We start from the raw sequence: 10,205 nt of genomic DNA on the forward strand, positions 1-10,205 counted from the left end.
CCCGCCGGCACCGCCGCTGCCCCAGAACCCGGCGGCGCCGCCGTTGCCGCCCGTTTGGCCCGCAGCGCCCGAGCCGCCGGCCCCGCCGTCACCGAGCAACCAGCCGCCGAGCTTGCCGGCTTGACCCGTCCCCGGTGCCCCGTTGGCGCCGTTGCCGATCAGCGGGCGCCCGGTCTGCGCCACGAATTGGGCATTGACACCGTCGAGAACGCCCTGCAGCGGGGAGGCGTTCGCGGCCTCGGCGCCGGCATAGGCCTGTGCGCCCCCGGTCAATGCCTGCACGAACTGGTTCTGAAACGCCGCCGCCCGCGCGCCGGCCGCCTGACACGCCTGACCGTGGGCGGAGAACAGCGCGGCGATCGCCGCCGAAACCTCGTCCTCGGCCGCGGCCAGCACGCCGGTCGTCTGGGCCGCCGCGGCCGCATGCGCCGCGTCGAGCGTCGAACCCAGGCTGGCCACATCGGTTGCTGCTGTCGCCAGCATTTCCGGTAGCGCGACGACGAACGACATAGCAATACTCCCGGCCCCCGGTTGAAATCTTTCGCTATTGATTCGTCCGGCCTCCGGACCGTACCGGTCTTTCGTGCGAGAGGTCGGTGATTGGCCGTTTGTATTCATATTCAGAAGCGCTTCAGCCTCCGCTGCCCAACTCCGCGAGCACCAGCCGTAACACCCGCACCGCGCCGGCCTTGTCCAGGGGGTCGTTGCCGTTCCCGCACTTGGGGGACTGCACACACGACGGGCATCCGTTCGGGCACTCGCACGCCTCGATCGCCACGGCCGTCGCGGCTAACCAGGTGCGGGCCCGCCGGAATCCGCGCTCGGCGAATCCCGCCCCGCCCGGGTAGCCGTCGTAGACGAAGACGGTAGGCAGCCCGTCGGGACCGATCGCGGTGGACAGCCCGCCGATGTCGCCACGGTCGCAGCTGGCCACCAGGGGCAGCAGGCCGATGGCCGCGTGTTCGGCGGCGTGTAGGGAGCCGGGGACCCGTGGGGCCTCAACACCGCTGCGCAGCAGGGCATCCGGAGTGATGGTGTACATGGCGGCCGTGGTGGCCAGCACCTGCTCGGGCATGTCCAGCTCGATGAAGTCGATCACCTCCCCAGACAGTCGGCGGCGCAGGTAACCCACCACCCGATGGGTGACCCTGACCGGCACCAAACCCAGGGTGACGGGTCCGAAAGCCAACCGTTCACCGGTCCCTGTGACGACGATGTCGGTGAGTTCGCGCGCGAAGGTCGCATACCCGGGATCCTCGGCATGGACGAACGCGATCCCGTCCTCGGTGTCCAGGGAGTCGACGACGTAGGTCTCGCCCTGATGCAGATAAACCGCGCCGGGATGGACCGAGGCCGGGGCCCGATCCACCCCGGCGCTGCCCAGCAGCCGCCCGGTGTCCGCCTCGACGATGACGATCTGGCCACCCGCCGAGCCCCGGATGTCCACCGCGCCGTGCGGTTGTATGCCGGCCGCGGGAAAGTACTTGCCGTTGCGGCGCCGCAGCAACCCGTCGTCGACCAGGCCCTGGGCCACCTCGGTGGCGCCGAAGTCCCGGATCTCGGCTTCGTCGAGCGGCATTTCGGTTGCGGCACAAAGGAGTTGGGGCCCGAGAATGTAGGGGTTGGCGGGATCGATGACGACCCGCTCGACCGGCTTGCCCAGCAGCGCGGCGGGATTGTGGACCAGGTACGTGTCCAGCGGGTCGTCGCGGGCGATCAGCACCACCAGCGCACCCTGGCCTCGCCGACCCGACCGGCCGGCCTGCTGCCAGAACGAGGCGACCGTTCCCGGGAAACCGGCGAGCACCACCGCGTCCAGTCCGGCGATGTCGACGCCCAGCTCGAGCGCGTTGGTGGTGGCAAGGCCGCGCAGCCGCCCCTCGGCCAGGGCGCGCTCCAGCGCGGTGCGATCCTCGGCGAGGTAACCGGCCCGATACGACGCCACCTTCGAAGACAGTTCCGGGGCGATGTCCTCGAGCCGCGCCCGCGCACCCAGGGCGGTCAGTTCCGCGGCGCGGCGCGATCGGACGAACGTCAGCGTTTGCGCGCCCTCGGCGATCAGGTCGGCCATCATGCGCGCCGCCTCGGCGCCGGCGGACCGGCGCACCGGTGCACCGTTCTCGCCGGTCAGATCGGTCCGCAACGCGGGCTCCCACAACGCCACCGTCCGCGCCCCCTGCGGCGAGCCGTCCTCGGTGACCTCCGAGACCGGACGGCCGATGAGTTCGGCGGCCGTCGCGCCCGGCGAGTCGGTCGTCGCGCTGGCGAAGACCACGGTCGGCGCGGAGGAATAGCGCTCGCACAAGCGCAACAGCCGGCGCAAGACCATCGCCACATTCGAGCCGAAAACCCCACGGTAGTAATGGCATTCGTCGACGATCACGAAGCGAAGGCCGCGCAATAGGACGGCCCAGCGGGCATGGTTGCGCAAGATCGACAAATGGATCATGTCGGGGTTGGAAAACAGCCAGCGGGAGCGTTCGCGCGCGAAGCGGCGCACCTCGGCGGGGCTGTCGCCGTCGTAGGCGGTGGGCGCGACGTCGCGCAGCCGGGGAACGGCGGCGGTCAGCGCGTGCGCGGTGCGCAACTGGTCATGGCCCAGCGCCTTGGTCGGCGACAGGTACAGCACGCGGGCCCGCGGTTCCGTCGCCAGCGTGTTGAGGATGGGAAGTTGATAGGCCAGCGACTTGCCCGACGCGGTGCCCGTGCTGATCACCACATGGCGGCCGGCGTGGGCCAGCTCCGCGGCCTCAGACTGATGCGACCACGGCGTTTCGACTCCGCGGTCGGCGAATGCGCGAACGACGTCGGGTTCGGCCCACTCCGGCCAACCGTGCGGCCGGCCGGTGCGCGCGGGCAACTCGGCGACATGGCGCAGCGGACGCTCGCCCGCCGCGATTCCGGCGAGCGCGACCGCCAGCAGGTCGGCGCCGAAACTGGCCACCTCACACCCTCCAAGGATCCGGCTAAGAATCGGTCTAAGACGCAAGTCTGTCGCGGACGCGATGAACATGGTTGACTGATTGCGGTCGCAGCTTCTGTGTTCGTGTAAAACTTTCGCAGGATCAACGTTGTGGCCGCGGTTCCTGCGAGGTTATCGGTCGGGTGAAGTTCCGGCGACTCCGCGAGGTATGGCGGTCGCAGCTGGCCCGGGGCATCGAAAGGCGGTGCCCCGCACCCATAAGAGAAGGAAAGATCGAGAAATGCCACAGGGAACTGTGAAGTGGTTCAACGCGGAGAAGGGCTTCGGGTTCATTGCTCCCGAAGACGGTTCCGCAGATGTTTTTGTCCACTACACGGAGATCCAGGGTTCGGGCTTCCGCACCCTCGAAGAAAACCAGAAGGTCGAGTTCGAAATCGGCCACAGCCCTAAGGGCCCCCAGGCCACCGGAGTCCGCTCCGTCTGAGACGAGCAGATTCTCCACGAAACCCCCCGAGCAACTCCGCGTAGCGGACCTCGCCGGGGGGTTTTCGCTTTCCGTTTAGAGCGCCTGAAGGCGTGGACGGTCGACCTGGCCTACTGTCGTTGGCGTGAGCCAGCTTTCCTTCTTCACAGCGGAGTCGGTGCCGCCCGCGGCCGCCGATCTCTCCGGGGTGCTGGCGGCCTCAGGCCAGATCGTCCTGGTCGGCGCTTCGTCTGAAGGTCAGGTGCAGGGTGCTCGGCTTTCGGTGGTCGTTGACCAGCCATGGCGCGCAGCGGCGCTGGCCGACATGATCCGCGAGGCCGGTCTGGCGCCCGAGATCAGCCGCACCGACGAGGACACCCCCTTGGTGAGGACGGGGGTGACCCCCGCGTTGACCGCGCTCGCCGCCGAATGGACCCGCGGCGCGGTCAAGACGGTGCCGCCGCGTTGGCTGCCCGGGCCCCGAGAGCTGCGGGCGTGGACGCTGGCGGCCGGTCACCCGGAGGGCGACCACTATCTGCTGGGCCTGGATCCACACGCGCCCGACACCCATTCCCCGCTGGCGTCGGCGCTGATGCGCGTCGGGATTGCGCCCACCCTGATCGGCACGCGCGGCGGCCGGCCGGCGCTTCGGATCAGTGGCCGACGCAGACTGTCGCGCCTGGTAGAGAACGTGGGGGAGCCCCCGGAAGGCGCCGAGGCGTCGCCGCTGTGGCCCCGGGTCTAGCCGGGTTTTAGGGCCCGTTTTTGGGGAAGCCGGTTTGCGCAGGCCCGCCCGAGGGTGCGAAATTGTCAGGTGCCCTGAAGCGAAGGAACACTCGCGTACCGGATTTCACCGGAATTTCGGACGCTGGCCTGTCATTCTTCCTGCAGGGCGGTCCCCCAAAGGGGGCCGGGATAACGGATGGAGCGTAAGCGCAGTTGGCTGACCCGAAGCTAAAGGACCGCGTCAGCGGCGGAAATGGCGTCCGGAGGCGACTCGTCATCGTCGAGTCGCCGACGAAGGCGCGCAAACTTGCCAGCTACCTGGGTTCCAGCTACATCGTCGAGTCCTCGCGCGGCCACATCCGCGACCTGCCCCGCGCCGCGGCCGACGTGCCCGCGAAGTTCAAGTCCGAGCCGTGGGCCAGGCTCGGAGTCAACGTCGACGCCGACTTCGAGCCGCTCTACATCATCAGCCCGGAGAAGAAGCACACCGTCACCGAGCTGAAGGGCCTCCTGAAGGACGTCGACGAGCTCTACCTGGCCACGGATGGTGACCGCGAGGGCGAAGCCATCGCCTGGCATCTGCTGGAAACCCTGAAGCCGAATATCCCGGTCAAGCGGATGGTCTTCCACGAGATCACCGAACCGGCGATCCTGGAGGCCGCCGAAAATCCCCGCGACCTGGACATCGATCTGGTCGACGCCCAGGAGACCCGCCGCATCCTGGACCGGCTGTACGGCTACGAGGTCAGCCCGGTGCTGTGGAAGAAGGTCGCGCCCAAGCTGTCGGCGGGCCGGGTCCAGTCGGTCGCGACCCGCATCATCGTGCAGCGCGAGCGCGACCGCATGGCGTTCCGCAGCGCATCGTACTGGGACATAGTCGCCCGGTTGGACGCCAGCGTCTCCGACCCGCAGGCCCAACCGCCCACCTTCACCGCGCGGCTGACCAACGTGGACGGCCTGCGGGTCGCCACCGGCCGTGACTTCGACTCGCTGGGCCAGCTGCGCAAAGCCGACGAGGTCGTCATCCTGGACGAGGCCAGCGCGACCGAGCTGGCCACCGGATTGCGGGGCGCGCAGCTGTCCGTTGCCTCGGCGGAGGAGAAGCCCTACACCCGGCGCCCGTACGCGCCGTTCATGACGTCGACGCTGCAGCAGGAGGCCGGCCGCAAGTTGCGGTTCTCCTCCGAGCGCACGATGAGCATCGCGCAGCGCCTCTACGAGAACGGCTACATCACTTATATGCGCACCGACTCGACGACCCTGTCGGAGTCGGCGATCGGCGCGGCGCGCAATCAGGCGCGTCAGCTCTACGGCGAGGAGTACGTCTCGCCGTCGCCGCGCCAGTACACCCGCAAGGTGAAGAACGCCCAGGAGGCGCACGAGGCGATCCGGCCCGCCGGTGAGACGTTCGCCACGCCGGACGCGGTGCGTCGCGAGCTCGACGGCGACGAATTCCGCCTCTACGAGCTGATCTGGCAGCGCACGGTGGCCTCGCAGATGGCCGACGCGCGGGGCACCACGCTGAGCCTGCGGATCGCGGGCCGGTCGGGGAATCGGGACGTGATGTTCTCGGCCAGCGGCCGCACCCTCACGTTCCCCGGCTTCCTCAAGGCCTACGTGGAAACAGTGGACGAGCTGGCCGGCGGCGAGGCCGACGACGCCGAGCGCCGGCTGCCTCACCTCAGCGAGGGGCAGCGGCTGGAGGCCCTCGAGCTGGTTCCGGACAGCCACGCCACCAACCCGCCGGCGCGCTACACCGAGGCCTCGCTGGTCAAGGCCCTCGAGGAGCTCGGCATCGGCCGGCCCTCGACCTACTCGTCGATCATCAAGACCATTCAGGACCGCGGCTACGTGTACAAGAAGGGCAGCGCCCTGGTGCCCTCGTGGGTCGCGTTCGCCGTCACCGGTCTGCTGGAACAGCATTTCGGCCGCCTCGTCGACTACGGGTTCACCGCGGCGATGGAAGACGAGCTCGACGCGATCGCCTCCGGTCAGGAGCACCGCACCAACTGGCTGAACAATTTCTACTTCGGCGGTGACCACGGTGTGCCCGACTCGGTGGCCCGTTCCGGCGGCCTGAAGAAGCTCGTCGGCGTCAATCTCGAGGGCATCGACGCGCGAGAAGTCAACTCCATCAAGGTATTTGACGACTCTGAGGGCAGGCCCGTACACGTTCGGGTGGGCAAGAACGGGCCGTACCTCGAACGCATTGTGACCAACGAGGAAGGCGAGCCCACGCCGCAGCGGGCCAACCTCAACGACTCGCTGACCCCCGACGAGCTGACCCTTCAGGTGGCCGAAGAGCTCTTCGCCACACCGCAAGAGGGCCGCGTCTTGGGGGTCGATCCGGAAACCGGTCACGAGGTCGTCGCCAAGGACGGGCGGTACGGGCCGTACGTGACCGAGATTTTGCCGGAGCCGGAGCCGTCCGCCGACGCCAACGGTGAGGCCGCCAAGAAGGGCAAGAAGGCTTCGGCTCTCAAAGCCCCCAAGCCCCGGACGGGTTCGCTGCTGCGCAGCATGGACCTGCAGACGGTCACCCTCGAGGACGCGCTGAAGCTGTTGTCGTTACCGCGTGTGGTCGGCGCGGACCCCGAATCCGGCGAACCGATCACCGCGCAGAACGGGCGCTATGGCCCGTATCTCAAGCGGGGCAACGATTCTCGTTCGCTGGCAACCGAGGATCAGATTTTCGACATCACCCTCGAAGACGCGCTGAAAATCTACGCCGAGCCCAAACGCCGTGGCGGGCAGGGCGCTTCGGCGCCGCCGCTGCGCGAGTTGGGCAACGATCCTGCGTCGGGCAAGCCAATGGTCATCAAGGACGGCCGATTCGGGCCGTACGTCACCGACGGCGAGACCAACGCCAGCCTGCGCAAGGGCGACGACGTGCTGTCGATCACCGACCAGCGCGCCGCCGAGCTGCTGGCCGACCGGCGGGCCCGCGGTCCGGCGAAGCGGCCCGCGAAGAAATCCACGCGCACGGCGCCGGCGAAGAGGGCCACCAAGCGCGGTTAGGGCCCGTAAGGCGACGAGCCGGCCGGCCTCCAACTGCAGGAGCCTCTGAGCGTCAACGTGGTCAGATTTGGCAGCAGATGGAATTCCTGCAACTGGTCAGATCTGATCGGCATTACGACGCTTGGGCCCCTCCGGCAGGTATCTGTTCGGCGGCGCAAGGGGTCTTGTTGGCGTCTTGGTTCCAACCGACCCAAGTCAGACCACTCGGGGTGACATCCCCCGCGGCCAACGTGCCTGCGGCCCATAGGTGAACCATGCCTGTATGGGTCGTTGAATGCCGTTGACGCGCTGCCACAGACCCACCTGCGGACCCGGCACGCACATGAGGACGTCCCCGTTTGGTGCGAATGTTTGCGCGTTGTCCAGAGCGGCTGAGCTGCCGGCGGCTTTGTTGCACACACCGGCGGGTTGTGGCATCGCCGGGTCCGCCACCGCGACACCGGAGGCGACCCCCGCCGCGATAGTCGGCGCGATGAGAACTGTCATCGTCGCGATCGTTCTATGTTTAATAATCGGCGATGCTAATTCGACTTCGCTGATCAGAAATCAACTCCAGCAAATTGCTTAGCCACGATAGAGCTGACGGGTTATGAGCGGAAATCCATGAACTGCGCGCCAGCAGGCTCCCACCACCGCGAACCGCTCGGGCACCTCGCACTGACGCCGCGGATGTACGGCAACATTGGGGTCCGGGCTGTCGTGGACCGACGCCCTATTGGTAGAGGGCTGGGCTCAGCGCCGGGCAGTTAACTCGGACCCGCGTCTAGAAACCCGGGCCGACCGACTCGCTGGACACTTGCTCGGGGTCGGCCCGCACGGGTTGAGAATCGGTGATTCCGGCAAGGTTCAACGGCCGGGCCAATTGGGTTGGCGCGGCACGTCCCCGCAAATAGACGACCTCGCCAACGTCCCAGCACAAGGCTTCGGCGTCCAGGGCGCCGCTGACCGCGATCGCCGACGCAAGCACGTGGCCGGCCTCGATCTTGGCCAGCTCGGTAAGCCGCGCGGCCTCGTTGACGGGGTCGCCGATCACCGTGTACTCGAAGCGGGCCTGCGCGCCGATGTGGCCGGCGATGGCCCGGCCGGCCGACACCCCGATCCCGAACTCCGCGGAACCGATCACCGGGAGGAGTTCGTCGTGCAGCACACGGGCGGCCGCCAGCGCGCCGCCGGAGGCGTCGGGGTGTTCGATCGGCGCACCGAAGATGGCCAACGCCGCGTCGCCCTGGAACTTGTTGACGAACCCGCCGTGCTTGCCGACGGTGTCCACGACGACCCGGAAGAACTCGTTGAGCAGGTGGACCACCTCGGCGGGCGGGCGCGTCGCGGCCAGCTGGGTGGAGCCGACCAGATCCACGAACAGCACCGCGACGTCGCGCTCCTGCCCGCCCAATTCGGTGCCGCGCTCCAGGGCCCGGCGGGCCACGTCCTCGCCGACGTAGCGGCCGAACAGGTCGCGCAGGCGCTGCCGCTCGGACAGGTCACGCACCATGTCGTTGAAGCCGGCCTGCAGCAGGCCCAGCTCGCTGGCGTCGTAGATCTGCATGTGCGCGTTGAAGTTACCGCGCTGCACCTCGGACAGCGCCCAGCGGAGCTGGCGCAGCGGGTCGGCGATCGACATGGCCACCAGGAGCGTGCTGACCAGACCGACGCCCAGCGCCGCCAACGCCAACAGCAGGATCGGGTTGAACAACTTCTCGGGCGGCGCGTGCAGCAGGGAAGTTTTGTCGGCCACCACGGCCAGGACGATCGCCAATAGCGGCACGGCGGTGGACAGCATCCAACTCAGCATCTGGCGCAGGATGACGCCGGGCGCCTTGACGTTCTCCGGCACGCCGCTGCGCAGGGCCGCGACGGCCACCGGCCGCAGCACCCGCTCGGACTGCAGGTAACCGATGATCGCTGTGGCGGCGGCGCCCAGCGCCGTGGCCACCGCGACGACGGGCGCGGCGTACTTGGCCACCGACCAGCTGGCGATGATGAACACCACGCCGCCGATGCACCAGGCCGCCATGCTGGTGAGCGTGCGATAGAACGGCATGCGCAACGCGCGGCTGCGGGCCAGTGCGGTGGCCCCCGGGTCGTCGTCGGCGAGCAGGTTATCGCGGCGTTGCCACCGGAATACCGGCAACATCAGCCTGAGGTTGAACACGATCCCCGTGAGGAACAGGCTGATCACGACGCTGATGAAGATGGTCAGGTTGACCGCGGGCAGGTCCTGCAGCTGGATGCGGTCCTGGGGCGGCAGGCCGTAGCGCAGGAAGCCGAGCACGAAAAGGCCGCCGATGATGTCGGCCTGCAGCATGCTCAGCGCGAACAGCGGCCACGGAGTGCGCACCACCCACCGGACGAACGCGCTGATCCGCCCGTGCAGTGCCGCCTCAGTTGCCACCAATCCACCGTATCGGGCAGGACGGGCTTGGCGGAAAACAATAAGCATCTCGGCAAGTCACCGACACCTGGCAAAACGCAGGCAAATGTAACGGGTACATCGCGAAACGGTGGCCGATCGGTATCTGTCGGCCGGTGTCACTACTGTTGCCGGTGATGTCCGGGGTGTTTACGCGGCTGGTAGGCCAAGAGGCCGTGGTGGCCGAGCTGCTCGCCGCCGCCCACGCGGCCCGCGGTGATTCGGCTCACAGCGATCCGGGCAACGGGACTATGACACATGCGTGGCTTATCACCGGCCCGCCGGGTTCCGGCCGCTCGGTTGCCGCGCTGTGCTTCGGGGCCGCGCTGCAATGCACTGGGGCCTCCGAGGACGGCGGCCCTGGGTGCGGGCGCTGCCGGGCGTGCACGACGACCATGGCCGGCACCCACGCCGACGTGCGCCGGGTGATCCCCGAGGGCCTGTCCATCGGCGTGGACGAGATGCGCGCCATCGTCCAGATAGCGTCGCGGCGCCCGACGACCGGGCACTGGCAGATCGTGGTGATCGAGGACGCCGACCGGTTGACAGAAGGTGCCGCGAACGCCTTGTTGAAGGTCGTCGAGGAGCCCCCGCCGTCTACCGTGTTCCTGCTGTGCGCGCCGTCGGTGGATCCCGAGGACATCGCGATCACGCTGCGCTCGCGC

7 protein-coding genes and 1 pseudogene are annotated in these 10,205 nt (G+C 68.3%); 4 read left to right on the plus strand and 4 right to left on the minus strand.

Annotated elements, in window-relative coordinates; translation table 11 throughout:
- Positions 1-510: PE family protein (locus JWP83_RS18365; protein ID WP_297732677.1), on the minus strand; the 510-nt coding region annotated here is incomplete at its 3' end.
- A 121-nt stretch (positions 511-631) separates the two neighbouring features.
- Positions 632-2,944, minus strand: a complete 2,313-nt coding sequence (locus tag JWP83_RS18370) for a DEAD/DEAH box helicase (protein WP_297732679.1) — start codon at positions 2,942-2,944, stop codon at positions 632-634.
- Positions 2,945-3,203: 259 nt separating this feature from the next.
- Between JWP83_RS18370 and cspA the strand changes: the two genes are divergently transcribed.
- The 3 genes from cspA (at position 3,204) to topA (ending at position 7,130) form a co-directional block, all read left to right on the plus strand.
- Positions 3,204-3,407: a cold shock protein CspA gene (gene cspA, locus JWP83_RS18375; RefSeq protein ID WP_007166602.1), complete on the plus strand. Its 204-nt coding sequence runs from the start codon at positions 3,204-3,206 to the stop codon at positions 3,405-3,407.
- Between the two features lie 124 nt (positions 3,408-3,531).
- Entirely contained in the window at positions 3,532-4,131 is a 600-nt protein-coding gene (locus JWP83_RS18380; RefSeq protein ID WP_297732699.1) for a hypothetical protein, read from the plus strand.
- Positions 4,132-4,325: 194 nt separating this feature from the next.
- Entirely contained in the window at positions 4,326-7,130 is a 2,805-nt protein-coding gene (gene topA, locus JWP83_RS18385; RefSeq protein WP_297732701.1) for a type I DNA topoisomerase, read from the plus strand.
- A 195-nt stretch (positions 7,131-7,325) separates the two neighbouring features.
- Here topA and JWP83_RS18390 read toward each other — a convergent pair whose 3' ends face one another.
- Positions 7,326-7,616, minus strand: coding sequence for a hypothetical protein (locus JWP83_RS18390; protein WP_297732703.1), 291 nt, complete (start codon positions 7,614-7,616; stop codon positions 7,326-7,328).
- Between the two features lie 277 nt (positions 7,617-7,893).
- Positions 7,894-9,570: an adenylate/guanylate cyclase domain-containing protein gene (locus JWP83_RS18395; RefSeq protein WP_297732705.1), complete on the minus strand. Its 1,677-nt coding sequence runs from the start codon at positions 9,568-9,570 to the stop codon at positions 7,894-7,896.
- A gap of 107 nt (positions 9,571-9,677) precedes the next feature.
- Here JWP83_RS18395 and JWP83_RS18400 point away from each other — a divergent pair.
- Positions 9,678-10,205 (plus strand): annotated as a pseudogene (locus JWP83_RS18400) (DNA polymerase III subunit delta'); the annotation flags it as partial.

The organism is Mycobacterium sp. (genome assembly GCF_025965855.1).
Taxonomy (GTDB): domain Bacteria; phylum Actinomycetota; class Actinomycetes; order Mycobacteriales; family Mycobacteriaceae; genus Mycobacterium.